The following is a 20,278-nucleotide window of genomic DNA, read 5'->3' on the forward strand; positions in this document are numbered from 1 at the left end:
TTTTTTCTTTTTGGTCTATTTTTAAACGAAGAAATTGTAAAGACTTTTCGATAATTGTGTTTTCCATGAAGAAAATAGTTCTTCCTATGCTAAAATAGCTATATGTTTTATTATTGGAGGAACCCATGAAATTACGAGGATTTGAAATTATTACAGCATATAAAGAAAAAAGCATCACCTTGCCTCAACGTGTCACCCATCATGCGGCTGGTTACGACTTTGAAGCAGCGGAAGAAATCGTGGTGCCAAGCATTTGGAAAGCGGGCGTGATCGACGGGGTCAAAGCGCTTTTTGCGAAAGAGACCGCAAAACAGTTGAAGCCAACCTTGATTCCCACGGGGATCAAAGCCTATATGGGGGAAGACGAGTATTTGCAGCTGACAAATCGTTCCAGCAATCCTTTGAAACGTTTCTTAGTCTTGACGAATGGTGTCGGCGTCATCGACAGCGATTACTATGACAATCCAGATAATGAAGGGCATATCATGTTTCAGTTTACCAATTTCGGCCCCACAGATGTCGTCATTAAAAAAGGCGAACGGATCGGCCAAGGAATTTTCTTGCCGTTCTTAAAAGCTGATCAAGATACAACCACTGCCAGCCGAACCGGCGGCTTTGGCTCCTCGAATCAGTAAATCCTGCCTGGGGGTCTGTTTGATAGAAGTAGTGGAGGAGATCAATGGCAAAAAAAGCAAAAAGTCAATTTGTCTGTCAAAATTGTGGGTATAGTTCCCCTAAATATTTAGGGAAATGCCCCAATTGCGGCAGCTGGAATTCAATGGTGGAAGAAGTGATCCAAGAAACCGCCGATCGTCGAGTACGTACGACATTGACGGGGCAAAAGATGCAGCCGACGAAAATCGCCGATGTCGTACCGAAAAAAGAACCGCGGGTCCAAACGAAACTTGCTGAGTTGAATCGCGTCTTAGGCGGCGGCGTGGTCCCAGGCTCCTTGATTTTGATCGGTGGGGATCCAGGGATCGGAAAATCGACGCTGCTCTTGCAAGTTTCCCAGCAATTAGCAGCGATCGGCGGGACGGTCTTGTATGTGTCAGGAGAAGAAAGTGCCGAACAAATCAAAATGCGGGCGCAGCGCTTAGGCGCCATCGACACAGAATTTTATCTCTATGGGGAAACGGACATGTCAGAGATCAGTAAAGCGATCGAAAACATCCGCCCAGATTATGTGATCATCGATTCGATCCAAACCATGACCCAACCGGATATCACCAGCGTGGCAGGCAGTGTCAGCCAAGTGCGAGAAACGACCGCAGAATTGCTGAAAATCGCCAAAACCAATGGCATCGCCATCTTTATCGTTGGCCACGTGACGAAGGAAGGCTCGATCGCAGGACCGCGGATGCTGGAGCATATGGTGGATACCGTCTTGTATTTCGAAGGCGAAAAGCACCACAGTTTTCGAATTTTGCGGGCCGTAAAAAACCGCTTTGGGTCCACCAATGAGATCGGGATTTTTGAAATGGAAGAAGGCGGGTTGAAAGAAGTCGCCAATCCGTCACAAGTCTTTTTGGAAGAACGCTTAGAAGGCGCAACTGGATCGGCGATCGTAGTGGCAATGGAAGGCAGTCGGCCAATCTTGGTGGAAATCCAAGCACTGGTCACGCCAACGATGTTCGGCAATGCCAAACGCACGACGACGGGGCTAGACTTCAACCGCGTCTCGCTGATCATGGCGGTTTTAGAAAAACGGGCAGGCTTGCTGCTGCAAAATCAAGATGCCTACTTAAAAGCAGCCGGCGGGGTCAAATTAAATGAACCCGCGATCGATCTAGCGATCGCTGTTAGTATCGCGTCTAGCTACAAAGAAAAAGGCACCAGCCCGACGGAGTGTTTTATCGGTGAAATTGGCTTGACGGGTGAGATTCGCCGAGTCAACGCGATCGAGCAACGGGTCAAAGAGGTGCAAAAACTAGGTTTTACGAAAGTTTATTTGCCTAAAAATAATCTGACTGGCTGGCAGCCGCCCAAAGGCATCGAAGTCGAAGGCGTGTCTACCTTAGCCGAAACCTTGCGGAAAGTCTTCCGTTAAAGTGGAGTCAATGCAAGAGCAAGGGGCAATCGCCTCTCCTCTTGCCCTGACGCTGCTGGTTCATTTGGTTGAACCAACCGACCGACAGCCGCTGACTGGCGGAAGGAGCCTGTCTGGCAGCACGGATTTTTGAACAAAAGAAACTTACTGGAGTATGGAGGAACATGTATGCAGAAACGAGTCATTACCGCACTAATGGTACTTGCCGGAGCAAGTCTGGGGATCTCACTGATGCCTATCGCATGGCAAGCCATTGGGCAAACCCAAAATGAATGGCTGAATAATAACATCACTAATAGTTTGCTTGGAGCCCTTATTTTCTTTTTATTATCTTTACTATTAGCGAAATATATTGCAGCCGGTATTCGCAAAATTGAAGAAAAACTAAGTGAATTGAGCTTAACGTATCTCTTGTTTGGCGCAATTGGTTCGATCATCGGTCTGATGATCGGTGTGATCGTGTCGATTCCTTTTTACAATTGGGATATTCCTTTTATCAACGGGATCGCCCCAATCTTAGTGATGGTCCTGTTAGGGTATCTCGGTTTTCAGATCGGGACGACACGGATCGATGAATGGAAAAAAGTCTTTGCCCCGAAAAACAAAAAGGCAGAGCCCCAAGAGCAAGATGAACAGCAGATGCTGGAAAGAAAGATCGCGGACCATTTCCACAAATACAAAATTTTGGATACCAGCGTGATCATTGATGGTCGGATCTATGACATTGCTAAAACGGGCTTTTTAGAAGGCGTCTTGCTGATCCCGAATTTTGTCTTGTACGAATTGCAATACATCGCAGATTCTGGCGATAGTTTGAAACGGGTTCGGGGCCGCCGCGGCTTGGATATTTTGAATGCTTTGCAAAAAGAAGAAGGAATCGCAGTTGAGATGTATGAAGGCGATTTTGAAGACATTTCCGAAGTTGATAGCAAGCTGATCAAGTTAGCGAAGATGCTGGATGGTGTCGTCGTGACCAATGATTACAATCTAAACAAAGTTTCTGAATTTCAAAATGTGCCTGTCTTGAATATCAATGCGTTGGCCAATGCGGTCAAACCAGTGGTGATTCCAGGAGAAAGCATGCACGTCTTAGTGGTGAAAGCTGGCACGGAGCGCCAGCAAGGGGTCGCTTATCTAGATGACGGGACGATGGTCGTGGTGGAAGATGGCCAGCATTACATGAATGAACACATCGAAGTGATCGTCACCAGCGCCTTGCAAACGGTAGCTGGGCGGATGATTTTTGCCAAACCAGCCCATTCTGGTCGCGGCATCGACAACAAAGAAGGATCGAAATCAGAGAAATAATCCTAGGCAGCTGGCGTAAAATATGCCAGCTGCCTTTACTAATTGGGTTATTGATTGTACAATTCAACTTGAGGGTTCTGTTTTTTACGCGGGTCTTTCCCACTAAACTGAACAATAAGCCCCAAGCAGCTTGGCTGGCTTGGAAATCAGATGAAGGAAGAGGAAAACAATGACAAAAGTACGTGTACGTTACGCGCCAAGTCCAACAGGACATTTACACATCGGGAATGCTCGGACGGCTTTATTCAATTATTTGTTTGCTCGTCATAATGACGGTGAATTTATTATCCGAATCGAAGACACCGATCAAAAAAGAAACATTGAAGATGGTGAAAAAAGCCAGCTTGAAAACTTGCAATGGTTAGGAATGGATTGGGACGAATCACCTGAAAATCCAGGAGAATACGGTCCGTATCGTCAATCAGAACGCGGCGATATCTACCAACCACTGATCGATCAATTGCTTGCAAGCAATCGTGCGTATAAGTGTTATTGTACGGAAGAAGAATTGGAAGCCGAACGTGAAGGCCAAAGAGCTCGTGGCGAAATGCCCCATTATGCAGGGAAATGTGCCAACTTAACACCAGAAGAGCAAGCCGAAAAAGAAGCACAAGGCTTGAAACCAGTGATTCGTTTCCGTGTCTCTCGCAATACTGAATACAAATTCCACGACATGGTCAAAGGCGAGATCGTTTTTGAATCAGATAATGTCGGTGGCGATTTTGTCATCCAAAAACGTGACGGTATGCCGACTTACAACTTTGCAGTAGCAGTCGATGACCATCATATGAAAATCACCCATGTGCTGCGTGGAGATGACCACATCGCCAACACACCAAAACAGTTGATGATCTATGAAGCATTTGGCTGGCAAGCACCAGAATTCGGGCATATGACGTTGATCATCAATAGCGAAACCGGGAAAAAATTAAGCAAACGGGACGAATCGATTCTCCAATTCATCGAGCAATACCGTGAGTTGGGTTATCTACCAGACGCTATGTTCAACTTCATTGCACTTTTAGGCTGGTCACCAGTAGGGGAAGAAGAAATCTTCTCTCAAGAAGAATTGATCAAAATCTTTGATCCTGAACGGTTGAGCAAATCACCAGCTGCCTTCGATGCCAAGAAGTTGGAATGGGTCAATAACCAGTACATGAAACAAATGGATCTGGATGAATTGACGGCAATGTGCGTCCCTTACTTGGCAAAAGCCGGTCGCATCGAAGAAACATTGACCGAAGAAAAAGCTGCTTGGTTGAAAAAAATCGTTTCCTTGTATCAACCGCAAATGAGTTTTGCGGCACAAATCGTCGACCTTTCGGAATTGTTCTTCGAAGAACACCCTGAATTAGATGATGCAGCCAAAGAAGTCTTAGCAGGAGAAACTGTACCGACGGTTTTGACAGCCTTTAAAGAAAAATTACAGGCGATGCCAGTCGTTGAGGCTGCGGCAGTCAAAGCAGCCATCAAAGAGATCCAAAAAGAAACAGGCATCAAAGGCAAGAATTTATTCATGCCGATCCGCGTGGCGGTCTCAGGCCAAACCCACGGACCAGAACTACCAGATACCGTTGAATTATTAGGGAAAGAAAAAGCCCTTGATCATTTGAATAACGTGTTATAAACACAGCGAATAGACGAAGTACTAGCCGATTTTTTTCAGAGAGACCACGGAAGGTGAGAGTGGTCAAAAAAGGCTAGGAAATGCACCTAGGAGTGGCTTTGGCGCAAGTCAAAGACGAAGCAGCGGACGTTACCCGCTTGAAGGCAGTGCCGAACTGCGAACAAAAGTGGGACCACGCAAAAAAGCGTCTTTTGAATAAGGAAACTTATTTGAAAGACGCTTTTTTCGTATCAAGAAGTTTGGATAAAGTAGGTGAGAAGATGACTTGGTTCAAAAAAGCAATTGCGGCAACAAAAAAACATGATCCATCGGTACGATCAACGTTGGAGATCATCATCACATACCCAGGATTTCATGCCTTGTTTTGGCATCGTTGGTCGCATTTTTTGTTTCAGCATCGCTGGTATTTTTTGGCAAAACTGACGGCCCAGTTTTGGCGTTTCTTGACTGGGATCGAGATTCATCCTGGTGCGCAGATCGGCCAAGGGGTCTTTATCGATCATGGGATGGGCGTCGTGATCGGGGAGACGGCGATCATTGAAGATGATGTCGTCTTGTTTCACGGTGTCACCTTAGGGGGAACCGGTAAAGAGCGGGGCAAGCGTCATCCCACGGTCAAAACCGGTGCGTTTCTCTCAGCCCATGCGCAGATCTTAGGCCCTGTCACGATCGGTGAGCGTGCAAAGATCGGCGCCAATGCAGTGGTTTTGAAGGATATCCCCGCAGAAGCAACTGCTGTCGGAATCCCAGCAAAGATCGTTCGAATCAAAGGAAAGAAGGTTACCCACGATGATTAAAATCTATAATACGCTGACACGGGAAAAAGAAGTGTTTCAGCCATTAGAAGAAAAAAAAGTAAAAATGTATGTTTGCGGACCCACCGTCTATAACTACATCCATATCGGGAATGGCCGCAGTACTGTGTCGTTTGATACCGTACGCCGTTATTTTGAATACCGCGGCTATACAGTGGACTATTTGATGAATTTTACCGATGTCGATGATAAAATCATTCGTGCGGCAAAAGAATTAGGCACGACGGCCCCAGAAGTGGCAGAGCGTTTTATCAACGCCTTCAATGAAGATACCGCAGCGCTGAACGTCAAACCTGCTACGATGAATCCTCGTGTGATGGATCATATCGAAGACATCATTGCCTTTATTGCTGCTCTTGTAGAAAAAGGCTATGCCTATCCAGTCAATGGCGATGTTTATTACCGTACCCGTAAATTTGCTCACTATGGGCAATTAAGCGACCAATCCATCGATGAGCTGGAAGTCGGCGCAAGTCAGCGGACCGGTGAAGAACAAAAAATCAAGGAAGATCCGTTGGATTTTGCTTTGTGGAAAGCGGCAAAAGGCGATGAGATCGCTTGGGAATCTCCTTGGGGAGCCGGTCGTCCTGGCTGGCATATCGAATGCTCGGTGATGGCGACCAAACACCTAGGCGAGACCATCGATATTCATGGAGGCGGACAAGACTTGACCTTCCCGCATCATGAAAATGAGATCGCCCAAAGCGAGGCGAAAACTGGCAAGACCTTTGCCAACTATTGGATGCATAACGGCTATGTGACGATCGGTGAAGACGAAGAAAAAATGAGTAAGTCACTGGGCAACTTCGTCACAGTGCATGAGATGGTCAAAAAAGTTGATCCGCAGGTGCTGCGTTTCTTTTTGGCAACGACCCAATATCGCCGACCAATCAAATACAGTGAGACTACCTTGCATGAAGCACAAACCAACCTGCAAAAATTGCGGACGACCTATGAAAATGCCAAATTCCGCTTGAATAGCAGTCATTATCAAGCCAGCGATGAGGAAGTCCATGCAGCGGTTCTGGAAGAATTTGAAGAACGTTTCGTCAAAGAAATGGACGACGATTTCAATGCGGCTAACGGGATCACTGTGGTCTATGAATTGGCGAAGTGGCTGAACTTAGCTAGCGAAGACCCAGAAACAGATTTGGCTTTATTAGCGGCTGGATTAGCCAAATTCAGCGAATGGCTGACGATTTTCGGGATTTATTTTGTATCCGAAGAATTGCTGGATGAAGAAATCGAACAGCTGATCAATGAACGGATCGCCGCCCGCAAAGCCAAAGATTTTGCCCGCAGCGACCAAATCCGTGATGAGTTGAAAGAACAAGGGATCATCTTAGAAGATACCCCGCAAGGAACCCGATGGAGACGAGAAGCATGAGAGATTATAAACAATTGAATGGTTTGGCATTGGCCTATGTGGGGGATGCGGTCTATGAAGTCTATATTCGCGATTATTTAGTCGCCCAAGGCCAAACCCGCCCGAACCAACTGCACCATATGGCGACCCACTATGTGTCGGCCAAAGCCCAAGCGGCATTGATCCAAAAGATGTTGGATGAAGAGATCCTGACCGAAGAAGAACATGATTTTTACCGCCGCGGCCGCAATAGTAAAAGCCATACGGGCGCCAAAAATGCCGATGTCACGACGTATCGTATCGCTACTGGCTTTGAATCGCTGATCGGGTATTTGCACCTCACGCAGCAACAAGAACGCTTAGACGAGCTAATAGACTGGTGTATAAAGAAAGTAGGAGAAGAAGATGCGAGAAAAACCGCAAAGAAAGCGTCCAAATAAAAAAACAGCTGGCCGATCAGAAGCCAGACAAGAAAATAGACCGGATCGCCGCAAAGAAGCCGCTGGAGAAGCCATCGAAGATAATTTTGTCTTCGGCTATCATGCGGTTGCTGAAGCCTTGAAAGAAGGGCGAGGCAACAAGCTGTTTCTTTCCGAAGAAGCCCGGGGAGAAAAAATCGATCGTTTGAAAGAAATGGCGCGGGAACAGGCAGTTCCGGTCAAATGGGTGCCAAAACAAAAGCTGGATACGATGAGTGACCAAGGGGTCCATCAAGGCATGATCTTGGCGATCACCCCTTATCAGTATTTGACCTTGGATGAATTGTTGGCCCAAACGAAAGAACAGCCGCTGTATCTGATTTTAGATAATCTAGAAGATCCCCATAATTTCGGCTCCATCATGCGAACCGCTGATGCCAGCGGCGTAGACGGGATCATCATTCCAAAACACCGTGCGGTGGGGATCACGCCGATCGTGGTGAAAACGTCGACCGGCGCAGTGGAACATATCCCTGTGGCCCGTGTGACCAACTTGACCCAAGCAGTCCAGCAGCTGAAAAAAGCTGGTTTTTGGATCTTCGGTACTGATATGAGTGGCAGTGATTACCGCACATGGAATGCCCAAGGGGCGGTCGGTTTGATCATCGGCAACGAAGGTCGCGGCATGGGGGAAGGTTTGAAAAAAGAAGTGGATCAAATGCTGACGATCCCAATGACTGGGCACGTGCAGAGCTTAAATGCCAGTGTGGCGGCAGGCTTGTTGATGTATCAGGCCTTTACTAGCCGAAATGGGGCGTCCCAATGAAAACCCCTTTGCTGATCGTGGATGGCTACAATATGATTGGCGCTTGGCCGGAGCTGGTTCTTTTGAAAAATCAGGACCGTTTAGAAGATGCCCGAGAAGCCTTACTGAATCGGCTGTCGAATTATGCAAAATATGAAGGGTTGAAAATCATCGTTGTTTTTGATGCTCAACTTGTGCCTGGTGTGACCCAAAGTTACACCAAATATCAGCTGGAAGTTATTTTTACCGAAGAAGGAGAGACCGCCGACAGCTACATCGAACGAATCGCTGGTGAATTAAACAATCGATTGACCCAAGTCACCGTCGCTACCAGCGATTTAGCCGAACAGTGGGTGATCTTCTCTCAAGGTGCTTTGCGAACTTCGGCACGGGAATTGTACAAAAGCGTGGAAAAAACGGAAAAAGACATCCACGAGCATCAAACCGACTTGCGGTTTGAAAATTTCCGACGCAACTCCCCTTGGTCACCTGAACAATTAGCTGAACTTGAAAAGAAATTGCAAGACCTTAGTTAGGGACAAAGTTGGTCTGGTAAATTAGAAGATGTCCCAGCCATTTATGATACGCTCCTTTTGTAGCAAATGAACCAAAAACAAAAGGAGTGATCTCGATGCGCACAAAGGAAAGACAAGTATCGCACCGTTCAGATAGATTTGAAGAGTTGTTCAGAAAATATCGACCGATCGTTGAGATTTTGCATAAAAAATATTATCTGCGGGATTATGACTTAGATGATTGGCTGCAAGAAGGCAGGATCGTTTTTAATAAGTGTCTAAAGACTTACGATAAGGACAAAGGAACGACGATCGGTATCTTGTTTAAGCGTTCCTTTGAGAACCGTATCTGCAGCCTGTTGCGGGCGCAGCATGCCCAAAAACGCAAAGCCCAAGTCGATGCCTGCTCGCTGGAAGAAAAGCTTTTACAAGAAGGCAATCGGTTTTTGACCGATCATAATCGCTGTGCGGAAACTGCAGAGACCTACTTGTTCGTTAATGAATCGTTGGCAGAGTATCCGAAAAGTTTATCGTCTTTAGAACGAATGGTTATAATGAATTATTTAAAAGGATTAGAACTTGATCAGATTGCCGCTCAAGAAAAGCTGCCTTATGAAAAAATAAAAAGCGCTTTCAGTCGCGGTCGGACAAAGTTGATAGCGCTTATCAAGGGTGTTTAACAAAAATCTTATTGAAAGTAGAATTATTTTATGGTAAACTTGAAATTTTCTGCTTTTCGTGGTATGATGATGCTCGAGGTGAATGCGATGCCAACAACTTTAGCTACGATCAAGAAAGATTTAGAAGGCCGTATCGGTAGTGAGATTATGCTAGTTGCTCAGACTGGACGTAAGCGTCAAACTGAACGTCGCGGCGTTTTGACAGAAACTTATCCTTCAGTTTTTGTTGTAGATTTGGATCCAAATGAGAATTCATTCGAGCGGGTTTCTTATAGTTATTCAGATATTTTAACCAGAACTGTTGAGATTGAATTTTTATCAGAAGCTGTTTGAAACAAGAAGAGTTGACACTTTGTTGACTCTTTTTTGGTTCAATAAGATAAGGAGTGATGGGATGGCGTTTTTTCTAAAAGAGTTAGGGGAAATGACTGGGGTGGAGTTTTATCAGCTTGCCCGTTTGCGTACAGCGGTTTTTGTGGTGGAACAAGCGTGTGCGTATCAAGAGATCGATGCGATCGATGCACAAGCCAAACATTTATGGGCCCTTGATGAGGAAGGGCAGATCGTTTCGTACGCCCGTATTTTCCAGCAGGAACAAACGGTGCATTTTGGTCGGGTCATTGTGGCACCAGCATACCGAGGGCAAAAAGAAGGCCATCGTCTGATCAAAGAAGTTTTGCATCGCATTGAGCAGTGTTATCCAGCTTTGCCTATTGAGATCGAAGCACAAGCCCACTTAGAAAAATTCTACGGCCAATATGGCTTTAAAACCATTACACCGCCTTTTTATGAAGACGGGATCCTGCATGTCGGGATGAAAAAAGAAGCAAGCACAGCGACTCTCTAGCGAGGTTCGCGTGCTTGCTTCTTTTAGCGCTATGATTGATGGATCGGATGAATCCGAATCGCTTCTTTCGACCTTATTGACTAAGAGCCGTTTTTTTATCGGATCGTATCATCCAATGATGTTGGACGTGGATCAACAGTGTTGGCAGGAGGCGTTTGCGCTTTTAGAAGGTCACGAATCTCTTCTAAATAATCCTCTGCAGTGACTTCTGGTACTTCTTCTTCCTCAGGTTGTTGTTTCAGATTGCGTAGTTTGTTGACTGCTTTGACAATCAAGAACAAGACAAATGCGGTAATCAAGAACGTAATAATGGCAGTAATTACGCGGCCGAAATCAAAGACCACATTTTTGGCAGGTTCAAAGACCAAACCAGAAAAGGCATCGGCGTTACCAAAGAGTGATAAGATCCATGAAACCAATGGTGTCAGCAATCCTTCAACTAAACTAGTGACGATTGCGGTGAAGGCACTCCCGATCACGACCCCGATCGCCAAGTCAATGACGTTTCCTCGTAAAATAAATTCTTTAAATTCTTTAATCATCCTGTATCCTCCCTTCTAAATCTTACTGACAGTATAGCGAAAAACGCGGGATTTATAAAAAAAAACGCTCGCTGCAGCAGGTTTGATCAGCGAGCCGAGGAGAAAGTTTGTCAGCTATGCTATAATTGAAGAGATAATTTTGCTTCTAGAAGGGGTGTCACATGTCTATTGAATTAAAAAAAGGTGTTCGGTTAACGGTGCTACCGACCAAAAAGTATAAAACGATCCGTTTTTTCGTTCGGTTTACTGCACCATTGCAGGCTGAAATGACCGCCAAACGGACCTTATTGACCAGTTTATTAGAAACGACTAGTTTGGCTTATCCGACACAGACCGCATTTAGCAGTCAGCTGGCAGAGCTTTACGGTGCCAGCTTTGGTATGAATGTCAACAAACGGGGCAATCTGCATCAAATCAATGCAGCGATGTCCTTTGTCAACGGGAAGTACGTGTCAGATGAAGCAGTATTGCCGCAAGCAGCCGCTTTTTTAGCAGAAGTTTTGTTCCATCCGAATACCCACGAGGAACAGTTTGAAGAAAAGAACTTCACCATCGAAAAACACAACTTGATCGCCTATATGAACAGCGTGGCAGAAGATAAGCAAGCATTGGCTTCTTTAGGACTGCAAGAGTTGTATTTCGAAAACGATCAGAATCAGAAGTATCCGAGCTTTGGCCGTCCCCAAGACTTAGAAGCTGTGACCGCAAAAGAGCTTTACCAAACCTATCGCTCAATGATGGACAATGACCAAATCGATATTTTCGTGATCGGCGATGTGGTTGAAGCAGAAGTCGCGGAGCTCTTCCAGAACATGACCTTTACCGATCGGCCAGACCAAGCAATGCCGGTCTTTTATCAGCAAGCGGCGGAAAACATCATTCGCGAGAAAATTTTGCGGGAACCAATCATCCAAGCCAAATTGAACCTAGGCTATCATACTGGCGTGTATTATGACCAAGCCGAGCGGATCGCCTTTATGGTCTTCAACGGGTTGTTTGGCGGATTCCCTCATTCAAAACTGTTTATGAATGTCCGAGAGAAAGAAAGTTTGGCGTATTATGCTTCCAGCAGTATCGATACGTTTCGTGGGTATTTGTCGGTCCAAACAGGGATCGATGGCAAAAACCGCGACAAGGTCTTCAAATTGATCGAACAGCAGCTGCAAAGCTTGCAGCGTGGCGAAGTCACCGCGGAAGAACTGGCACAAACAAAAGCGATGTTGAAAAACCAGTACTTGCTTTCATTGGATAACCCACAAGCACTGATCGAAACAGCCTATCTGAATCAGTGGGTACCGAATACGAAAATGACGGAAGATGAATTTATGCAGAAATTGGCACAAGTGACCGTGGCAGATGTCCAAGCATTGGCTCAAAACGTGTCCTTGCAAGCTGTATTCTTCCTGGATAAGGAGACGACCCATGAATAAAAAAGTCTATCAGCAAATCAATGAGACCCTTTATGAAGAAGTATTGCCAAACGGCTTGAAAGTTTATTTGCTGCCAAAAGCCGATTTCCATAAAACTTACGGACTTTTCAGTACGAACTATGGCTCTGTCGACAATCATTTCGGGTTTTCTCCCGAAGCATTGCATCAAGTTCCAGATGGCATTGCCCATTTTCTAGAGCACAAACTGTTTGAAAAAGAAGACGGCGATGTCTTTCAAACCTTTGGTCAGCAGGGGGCGTCTGCCAACGCCTTTACCAGTTTCACGAAAACCAGCTACCTTTTTTCGGCAACCGATCAAATCAAGCTGAACCTTGAAACGTTGATCGATTTCGTTCAAGCCCCGTATTTCACAGAAGAAACCGTCGAAAAAGAAAAAGGGATCATTGGTCAAGAAATCCAAATGTATGATGACGATCCGAACTGGCAGCAGTTTTTCGGCATCATCAAAAATCTGTATCCGAAGCACCCCTTTCATATCGATATCGCTGGTACGGTGGAAAGCATTGCGCAGATCACCGCAGAAGACTTGTATCTTTGCTACAATACCTTCTATCACCCAAGCAACATGACACTTTTTGTGGTAGGCAATATCGATCCGGAAGAAACGATGGCGTGGATTCGGACCAATCAAGCGGCCAAGACCTTTCCAGAAACGCAAGCGATCATTCGCCAGTTTCCTGAAGAAACCTTTGCCGATATTCAAGCAGAATCAAGTCTTACCATGCCAGTGACACGTGCTAAAGGCGTGTTAGGGATCAAAGGGGACTTGAACAAACTGCCGAAATCAGGAAGAGAGCTCTTGCGCTTCAAAAATGCGTTGAATCTTTTCTGCCAATTGGTGTTAGGCAATACTTCCGCCAATTATTTGCGTTTGTATGATCAAGGCATCATCGACGACACATTTGGGTTTGAAGTGAACTTGGATCGCGGCTTTTACTTTGCCGACTTCTCGGGGGATTCTGAAGAGCCAGAAAAAATGTTAGCAGAGATCGAAGCGATCGTAATGAATTTCCCGCAAGATCCAGAGATCAATGAAGAAAACTTGACGTTATTGAAGAAGAAAATGCTAGGGAAATATTTCCAATCACTGAACTCACTGGAGTTTATCGCAAACCAGTTTACCCAAAGTTTATTCGGTGAAACGACGCTCTTTGATCTGCCAGAGGTGATCCAATCGATCACTTTGGAAGATGTCCAGCAAGCGGCTCGTTCCTTTATCGATCCCAAAGCGTTTAGTCGTTTTTACATGTATCCAACGGAAAAAGCCTAAGCGAAGGCTAGTTTTGTCAAACAGCTGTCATCTAAGCGACACTGAATGATTCAAGGAGGAACGCCCAACAGAACAAGGGCTGGCCAACTCCTGAGTCATTCAGTGTTTTCTTTTTGCGTCAAAAGGTGGTTTTTTCTTGCAATTTGATGCCAATTTGGCGAAAAGTATTAAAATTTGTTTGCGAGTTGTGGTTAGGCTATCCTCAGACTTTTTCTTTTATGGTATTCTTTAATTATTGAAGCAAAATCTTTTTTTGTTTTTTTACAAAAATTCACGGAAAAAATGTTATATTTAGTAGACGGCGCGCCCAGATGGCAATCGGCGTGACGGAGTTTTTTTTATTGACGTATACAGGGAACCCCTGTTTTAAAATGATAGAGCAGCTTTGCTGACCTTACGACAAGCAGCGAAGCGATTTTAGGGCTTTTTTTAAAGATGAATAAAAGACTGGAGTAGATGATCGAGTGGCCAACGAAACAACGATTGGAGCAAAATTACGGCAAGCCCGTTTAGATAAAAACATTTCATTGATTGAATTACAACAAATGACAAAGATCCAAAAACGCTATTTAGAAGCAATTGAAGCAGAGCGTTTTGATCAATTGCCAGGCACTTTTTATGTCCGTGCGTTTATTCGCCAATATGCAGCAGCGGTTGGAGAAGACGGCGACAAATTGGTAGCCGTTTTTGATGGCAAAGAGACGTTAGACGCCCCCTTACCAAAAAGACCGCAGCCTGAAACCGTCAGCGGCTCACGAAAAGCACAGCACGTAGAAGAAAAAAGCGGCTCATTTGTCGTCCGCTATTTGCCGATGATTCTATTAGGTCTGGTGGCCATTACGATCGTGAGTATCGTGGGCTACATGGCTTGGCAAGACCGGAATACAACGCCGATGATCCAAGGAAGCTCTTCTCTTGTGGTAGAAAATTCAGCGTCTACCGCTTCCACCACGTCAAGTACGGAAGAAACCAGTACTTCGAGTGAAGCGACGGAGTCTTCAAGTACGACGGAATCCAGCGAAGCGAAAATGACGATGACTGCCAGTGATTCGACGCAATCGTCGATCACGATCACGATGAAAGATGCGGAAAATCCTATTGAATTAGCATTTACTGGGCTAGATGCTTCTTGTTGGGTCGGTGTACAAGTCGACAACGCTTATGTGTACCAATACACTGTTCAAGCGGGAGAAACGCAATCGATGACGCTGCCAGAAGGCGCCACGAATGCGACCTTGACCCTGGGCGCAAGTCAAAATATCTCCATCACTGCCAATGGTCAGGAAGTGGACTTTTCTGACCCGCAATTTGAATTGTTACAAAAGACAGTCCGCCTCGTGATTGAATACCAAGACGATGCGGCATAAATCTGACAAATGCGCCTTATTGAGGTATCATTAGCTAAAAAGTTATCTGTTGCATCCGACCATTGAAAAGCAGAAGTAGTGGCATGATTTGCCGTTATTTCGTACAATAGTCGGCAGAGAGGAGTCTATTTCGTGAATTTACCCAATCAATTAACTGTATTACGGATCATTATGATCCCCATCTTTATTTTGGTCTTGGTTTTGCCAATCGATCTTGGCACGCTGACCGTTGGTACGACACAATTAGAAAACACGCACCTTATTGCAGCGATCCTTTTTGCGGCAGCCAGCATTACAGACTGGCTAGATGGCAAGATCGCTCGTTCCAGAGGCCTTGTTACCAACTTCGGGAAGTTTGCTGACCCGTTAGCAGATAAAATGCTCGTCATGACGGCTTTTATCATGCTGGTTGAATTAGACAAAGCCCCAGGCTGGGTAGTTTCGATCATCGTTTGCCGCGAGTTGGCAGTGACGGGTTTACGCTTGTTGTTAGTGGAACAAAGCGGGGAAGTCATGGCTGCTGCGTGGCCAGGGAAAATCAAAACCGCGACACAAATGGTTGCGATCATTTTCTTGTTCTTGAACAACATTCCCTTTTCAATGATCGGTTTGCCTATCGATCAAATCATGTTGTATCTATGTTTGATCTTCACGATCTATTCCGGGGTCGATTATTTCATAAAAAATACGAATGTTTTTAAAGATTCTATGTAAAATTTCTAGATCTAGATAAAGAAGCGATAAAAACAAGGATATAAGTCACGAAAGTTCAGAAGTTTTCTGGACTTTTTTTGTCAATATGAAAGACTTTTACGTATCTGATAAATGAAGGAGTAAACGAATGAAAGCAGAAATTATTGCAGTCGGGACCGAATTACTTTTAGGACAGGTGGTGAATACGAACGCGACCTTCTTGTCAGAAGAACTGGCAAGTCTTGGGATCGATGTTTTTTATCATAGTGTTGTCGGGGACAACCCCAATCGCTTAGAAGAATTACTGACGATCGCCGACAAACGCAGCGACTTGATCGTATTGTGCGGCGGCCTAGGGCCCACCGACGATGACTTGACGAAACAAGTCACTGCCCGTCATGTGGGACAAGAGTTAGTCAGAGATGAACCAGGGTATCACCAATTGAAAGCCTTCTTTGAAAACAGTCAACGGAGGATGACGGAAAACAATTTGCGGCAGACCCTCGTTTTTAAAGACGGTGTGTCTTTGCCAAATCCCAATGGACTAGCGATCGGGATCTTTTATCAGACAGCCGCTACCAGTTATTTGCTGCTGCCAGGACCACCAAGTGAACTACAGGCGATGTTTCTTACCCACGCAAAACCACTTCTGTTAGAGCAGTTTCCCCAAGAAGAGGTCTTGCTTTCTCGCGTTTTGCGCTATTACGGGATCGGGGAATCGGCATTGGTCACAGAATTGGCCGATTTGATCGAGAATCAAGTCAATCCCACCATCGCTCCTTATGCCAAACCCAATGAGGTCACGCTGCGTCTGACGGTCAAAACCGCAGACGAAGCGCAAGGGATCAAACAATTGGATGCGTTAGAAGAAACCGTCCAAGCACGGGTCGGTGCGTATTTCTATGGGTATGGGGAACAAAATTCACTGGCAGAAACAGTCGTCGAGCTACTGATCGAGAAAAAGAAAACCGTCACCGCAGCGGAAAGTTTGACCGCTGGTTTGTTCCAAGCGACCCTAGGAGGGATTCCTGGCGTCTCTGAGGTGTTTCCCGGTGGGTTCGTGACATATTCTGCTGCAACAAAAAGCAAGCTCTTAGGCATCGATCCAGGGCTTTTAGAAAGCTATGGGACTGTTAGTCAGGAATGTGCAGAAGCAATGGCCGTCTATGCCCGCAAACAAGCCGAGACCGATTATGCGGTGGCGTTTACTGGTGTTGCTGGTCCAGACGAGCTTGAAGGTCAACCTAAAGGTACCGTTTGGATCGCCTTAGCTTCTGACAAAGGCGTCTCGAGCCAGCTGTATCACTTCAACCGCGACCGCGCCTATATTCGGCATAGTGCCGTCATGGCGGGCTTAAATCAAATACGTAAGGAATTATTAAATTAATGCGAATGTTTGTTCGTTTTTTCTTGCAATTTCCCGTCAGAAGGACTATTATTATCTTATGAACGACACACGAAAGTGATGAATATAAGGAGGATTATCCGTTTGGCAGATGATCGTAAAGCAGCCTTAGATGCTGCACTAAAGAAGATTGAAAAGAACTATGGTAAAGGTGCCATCATGAAGCTTGGCGAAAAAGTTGATCAACAAATTTCAACGATCCCAAGTGGTTCATTGGCCTTGGATGTTGCATTAGGTGTAGGTGGTTACCCACGAGGACGGATCGTAGAAGTTTACGGCCCAGAAAGTTCTGGTAAAACGACAGTTGCTTTACATGCCATTGCGGAAGTCCAAAAAAATGGCGGAACAGCAGCATTTATCGATGCCGAACATGCGTTAGATCCTCAATATGCGCAAAAATTAGGTGTAAATATCGATGATCTTTTGTTATCACAACCAGATACAGGGGAACAAGGATTAGAGATCGCTGACGCCTTAGTTTCAAGTGGTGCGGTTGATATCGTGGTCATTGACTCGGTAGCAGCTTTAGTCCCACGGGCGGAGATCGACGGTGAAATGGGTGATACCCACGTTGGTTTGCAAGCACGTTTGATGTCACAAGCATTACGGAAACTTTCTGGTTCCATCAACAAAACGAAAACGATCGCGATCTTTATCAACCAAATTCGGGAAAAAGTTGGGATCATGTTCGGGAATCCAGAAACGACACCTGGTGGACGTGCGTTGAAATTCTATTCAACCATCCGTTTGGAAGTACGTCGTGCTGAGCAATTGAAATCCGGTACAGATATCATCGGGAACCGCACGAAGATCAAAGTAGTCAAAAACAAAGTAGCGCCACCATTTAAAGTAGCGGAAGTCGACATGATGTATGGTCTAGGTATTTCACAAGAAGGTGAATTATTGGATATGGCCGTGGAACAAGACATCGTTGATAAAAGCGGTGCGTGGTATGCCTATAAAGGGGATCGCATCGGTCAAGGTCGTGAAAACGCCAAAAACTATATGCGTGAACACCAAGAAATGATGCTAGAAGTTTCTGCTCGCGTCCGCGATGCTTACGGGATTGGAACAGGAGAGACCGTAACCCTCGAGGAAGCGCAAGAAGAATTACCATTAGACGAATAAGTCTTGAAAAAGCCAAACAACGAGGTTGTTTGGCTTTTTTGTGGCTTTTTGCTAGATTCATCTATTGTTGAAAAAACATCCGTAAAAAGGAAGGGTTGCGAAAGTTTACTTTATTATTTAAAGTTGACACTCTTGTGTTCAAACATTAGAATAAACGTATGTGGATTTCCACATAAGAAGTAGCGAATTGATAATTTTGTTATCCTTTGTTAATCAAAATTACAAAATATTTAAAAAGATAGTATGGAGGTGGATTCATTGGAACTACTTTACATTCTCCTCGCTATCATCGGTTTAATTGTCGGTCTTGGATTAGGAGTTTATGTGACGAAATCTCGTCATGAGAAAGAAATCAACGGCGCCCAAAATTCTGCAGCTGGAATTATCGAAAGCGCTAAGAAAGAAGCAGAAACTCTTAAAAAAGAAGCATTGTTAGAAGCTAAGGAAGAAAATCAGAAGTATCGGTCAGAGATTGAAAGTGAGTTGAAAGAAAGCAAACTTGATTTAAAATCACAAGAAAATCGTTTACTCCAAAGAGAACAAGTACTTGATCGTAAGGACGATTCTTTGGAAAAACGAGAACGCTCACTTGAAGATAAAGAAGGCAGACTTAGTGAGAAACAACAATTAATTGACGAGCGAGAAAAAGAAGTAGAAAACTTAATCGATGGACAACAGAAAGAATTAGAGCGCATCGCCGCGCTGTCTAGAGATGAAGCAAAAGAGTTGATCATGAAATCAACGGAAGAGGAATTGAACCATGAATTAACGATCATGGTCAAAGAATCTGAACAGCGTGCGAAGGAAGAAGCAGATCGAAAAGCAAAAAATCTCTTGTCCCTAGCAATCCAACGTTGTGCCGCAGACCAAGTGTCTGAAACCACGGTATCGGTCGTATCATTACCAAATGATGAGATGAAAGGTCGAATCATCGGAAGAGAAGGTCGGAACATTCGCACCCTTGAAACCTTGACAGGGATCGATTTGATCATCGATGACACGCCAGAAGCAGTCGTCTTATCAGGATTTGATCCGATTCGCCGTGAAATTGCTCGTATGACCCTTGAAAAACTGATTCAAGACGGCCGGATCCATCCAGCTCGAATTGAAGAAATGGTCGAAAAATCTCGGAAAGAAATGGATGAGCATATTCGTGAATATGGGGAACAAGCAGCCTTTGAAGTCGGTGCTCACACCCTTCATCCAGACTTGATCAAGATTTTAGGTCGTTTGCGTTTCCGTACCAGCTACGGACAAAACGTCTTGAACCACTCGATCGAAGTCGCAAAACTAACCGGTGTTCTTGCCGCAGAATTAGGCGAAGATATCCAGTTAGCCAAACGTGCCGGTCTCTTGCATGATATCGGGAAAGCCCTTGACCATGAAATCGAAGGCTCTCACGTTGAGATCGGGGCTGAGTTAGCTGCCAAATACAAAGAAAATGGTGTGGTGATCAATGCGATCGCTTCTCACCATGGAGATGTTGAAGCAACTTCGGTTATCTCTGTTTTAGTTGCAGCCGCAGATGCCTTGTCAGCAGCCCGTCCAGGTGCTCGCAGCGAATCATTGGAAAATTATATTCGCCGCTTGCAAAACCTAGAAAATATCGCCAACGGCTTCAAAGGGGTCGATTCCAGTTTTGCAGTCCAAGCCGGACGTGAAGTCCGTGTAATGGTCAAACCAGAAGAGATTTCTGATTTGGATGCTGTACGATTGGTTCGCGACATCCGCAAGAAGATCGAAGACGATTTGGATTACCCAGGTCATATCAAGGTAACCGTTATTCGCGAGACTCGCGCAACGGATTACGCCAAATAGCAAGCAAAAGCAGTATCCTCTCAGAGGATACTGCTTTTTTGTGTAGCTGATTGTCAATAAGGACGGCTGAGTTGTGCAAATTCAACACTATTTCATCAGTCCCATAAATGATCGTGCCTTTTTTATTCATCGGCAATAGAAAAACGAGCAAGCAAAAGGATGGCTCGATAGC

21 protein-coding genes and 1 other annotated feature are annotated in these 20,278 nt (G+C 45.1%); of the genes, 20 read left to right on the top strand and 1 reads right to left on the bottom strand.

Annotated features, from left to right (window positions below; translation table 11 throughout):
- The first annotated feature begins 125 nt into the window (after nucleotides 1–125).
- The 13 genes from A5878_RS00270 to A5878_RS00325 all read left to right on the top strand — a co-directional run bounded on the left by A5878_RS00270 (nucleotide 126) and on the right by A5878_RS00325 (nucleotide 10,432).
- Entirely contained in the window at nucleotides 126–635 is a 510-nt protein-coding gene (locus A5878_RS00270) for a dUTP diphosphatase (protein ID WP_086294307.1), read from the top strand.
- A 44-nt stretch (nucleotides 636–679) separates the two neighbouring features.
- Nucleotides 680–2,050 (top strand): DNA repair protein RadA, encoded by a 1,371-nt coding sequence (gene radA / locus A5878_RS00275; RefSeq protein ID WP_005226394.1) that lies wholly within the window; start codon nucleotides 680–682, stop codon nucleotides 2,048–2,050.
- 1 nt (nucleotide 2,051) lies between these two features.
- Nucleotides 2,052–2,183 (top strand): hypothetical protein, encoded by a 132-nt coding sequence (locus tag A5878_RS17640; RefSeq protein ID WP_254907659.1) that lies wholly within the window; start codon nucleotides 2,052–2,054, stop codon nucleotides 2,181–2,183.
- Between the two features lie 35 nt (nucleotides 2,184–2,218).
- Complete coding sequence (locus A5878_RS00280; RefSeq protein WP_086294308.1) at nucleotides 2,219–3,358, top strand: PIN/TRAM domain-containing protein; 1,140 nt, start codon at nucleotides 2,219–2,221, stop codon at nucleotides 3,356–3,358.
- Nucleotides 3,359–3,527: 169 nt separating this feature from the next.
- Entirely contained in the window at nucleotides 3,528–4,985 is a 1,458-nt protein-coding gene (gene gltX, locus A5878_RS00285; protein ID WP_005226398.1) for a glutamate--tRNA ligase, read from the top strand.
- Nucleotides 4,982–5,180, top strand: a binding site (T-box leader). It overlaps the preceding gene by 4 nt.
- Before the next feature lie 65 nt (nucleotides 5,181–5,245).
- Complete coding sequence (gene epsC / locus A5878_RS00290; RefSeq protein WP_026008130.1) at nucleotides 5,246–5,782, top strand: serine O-acetyltransferase EpsC; 537 nt, start codon at nucleotides 5,246–5,248, stop codon at nucleotides 5,780–5,782.
- Nucleotides 5,775–7,187 carry a cysteine--tRNA ligase gene (cysS, locus tag A5878_RS00295; protein ID WP_086294309.1) on the top strand — a complete coding sequence of 471 codons (1,413 nt, stop codon included), beginning with the start codon at nucleotides 5,775–5,777 and terminating at the stop codon, nucleotides 7,185–7,187. The genes epsC and cysS overlap by 8 nt, the downstream gene beginning before the upstream one ends.
- The gene (locus A5878_RS00300) at nucleotides 7,184–7,606 is read left to right on the top strand and encodes a Mini-ribonuclease 3 (protein ID WP_005226405.1); all 423 of its coding nucleotides are present in this window, start codon (nucleotides 7,184–7,186) and stop codon (nucleotides 7,604–7,606) included. The genes cysS and A5878_RS00300 overlap by 4 nt, the downstream gene beginning before the upstream one ends.
- The gene (gene rlmB / locus A5878_RS00305) at nucleotides 7,572–8,411 is read left to right on the top strand and encodes a 23S rRNA (guanosine(2251)-2'-O)-methyltransferase RlmB (protein ID WP_010748485.1); all 840 of its coding nucleotides are present in this window, start codon (nucleotides 7,572–7,574) and stop codon (nucleotides 8,409–8,411) included. The genes A5878_RS00300 and rlmB overlap by 35 nt, the downstream gene beginning before the upstream one ends.
- Nucleotides 8,408–8,926, top strand: coding sequence for an NYN domain-containing protein (locus tag A5878_RS00310; protein WP_010748486.1), 519 nt, complete (start codon nucleotides 8,408–8,410; stop codon nucleotides 8,924–8,926). The genes rlmB and A5878_RS00310 overlap by 4 nt, the downstream gene beginning before the upstream one ends.
- Before the next feature lie 95 nt (nucleotides 8,927–9,021).
- Nucleotides 9,022–9,585 (top strand): sigma-70 family RNA polymerase sigma factor, encoded by a 564-nt coding sequence (locus tag A5878_RS00315; protein ID WP_015508689.1) that lies wholly within the window; start codon nucleotides 9,022–9,024, stop codon nucleotides 9,583–9,585.
- 87 nt (nucleotides 9,586–9,672) lie between these two features.
- A complete protein-coding gene (locus A5878_RS00320; protein ID WP_005226417.1) occupies nucleotides 9,673–9,918 on the top strand; it encodes a Veg family protein in 246 nt (81 codons plus the stop codon).
- Between the two features lie 61 nt (nucleotides 9,919–9,979).
- Nucleotides 9,980–10,432 (top strand): GNAT family N-acetyltransferase, encoded by a 453-nt coding sequence (locus A5878_RS00325; RefSeq protein WP_010748489.1) that lies wholly within the window; start codon nucleotides 9,980–9,982, stop codon nucleotides 10,430–10,432.
- A 95-nt stretch (nucleotides 10,433–10,527) separates the two neighbouring features.
- Here the strand turns inward: A5878_RS00325 and mscL are convergent, their stop codons facing one another.
- Nucleotides 10,528–10,974 (bottom strand): large conductance mechanosensitive channel protein MscL, encoded by a 447-nt coding sequence (gene mscL / locus A5878_RS00330; protein WP_005226421.1) that lies wholly within the window; start codon nucleotides 10,972–10,974, stop codon nucleotides 10,528–10,530.
- Nucleotides 10,975–11,135: 161 nt separating this feature from the next.
- Between mscL and yfmF the strand changes: the two genes are divergently transcribed.
- The 7 genes from yfmF to rny all read left to right on the top strand — a co-directional run bounded on the left by yfmF (nucleotide 11,136) and on the right by rny (nucleotide 20,106).
- The gene (gene yfmF, locus A5878_RS00335) at nucleotides 11,136–12,404 is read left to right on the top strand and encodes an EF-P 5-aminopentanol modification-associated protein YfmF (protein ID WP_086294310.1); all 1,269 of its coding nucleotides are present in this window, start codon (nucleotides 11,136–11,138) and stop codon (nucleotides 12,402–12,404) included.
- Nucleotides 12,397–13,695: an EF-P 5-aminopentanol modification-associated protein YfmH gene (gene yfmH, locus A5878_RS00340; RefSeq protein WP_086294311.1), complete on the top strand. Its 1,299-nt coding sequence runs from the start codon at nucleotides 12,397–12,399 to the stop codon at nucleotides 13,693–13,695. Before yfmF ends, yfmH begins: the two co-directional genes overlap by 8 nt.
- 464 nt (nucleotides 13,696–14,159) lie before the next feature.
- Nucleotides 14,160–15,062, top strand: a complete 903-nt coding sequence (locus tag A5878_RS00345; RefSeq protein ID WP_086294312.1) for a helix-turn-helix domain-containing protein — start codon at nucleotides 14,160–14,162, stop codon at nucleotides 15,060–15,062.
- A gap of 132 nt (nucleotides 15,063–15,194) precedes the next feature.
- Nucleotides 15,195–15,776 carry a CDP-diacylglycerol--glycerol-3-phosphate 3-phosphatidyltransferase gene (gene pgsA / locus A5878_RS00350; RefSeq protein ID WP_005226440.1) on the top strand — a complete coding sequence of 194 codons (582 nt, stop codon included), beginning with the start codon at nucleotides 15,195–15,197 and terminating at the stop codon, nucleotides 15,774–15,776.
- Nucleotides 15,777–15,903: 127 nt separating this feature from the next.
- Nucleotides 15,904–17,142 (top strand): competence/damage-inducible protein A, encoded by a 1,239-nt coding sequence (locus tag A5878_RS00355; RefSeq protein WP_086294313.1) that lies wholly within the window; start codon nucleotides 15,904–15,906, stop codon nucleotides 17,140–17,142.
- A 102-nt stretch (nucleotides 17,143–17,244) separates the two neighbouring features.
- The gene (recA, locus tag A5878_RS00360) at nucleotides 17,245–18,288 is read left to right on the top strand and encodes a recombinase RecA (protein ID WP_008376737.1); all 1,044 of its coding nucleotides are present in this window, start codon (nucleotides 17,245–17,247) and stop codon (nucleotides 18,286–18,288) included.
- 243 nt (nucleotides 18,289–18,531) lie between these two features.
- Nucleotides 18,532–20,106 carry a ribonuclease Y gene (gene rny, locus A5878_RS00365; protein WP_005232891.1) on the top strand — a complete coding sequence of 525 codons (1,575 nt, stop codon included), beginning with the start codon at nucleotides 18,532–18,534 and terminating at the stop codon, nucleotides 20,104–20,106.
- Nucleotides 20,107–20,278 lie beyond the last annotated feature (172 nt).

This window comes from Enterococcus sp. 3G6_DIV0642 (assembly GCF_002140635.1).
Lineage (GTDB): Bacteria > Bacillota > Bacilli > Lactobacillales > Enterococcaceae > Enterococcus_D > Enterococcus_D casseliflavus.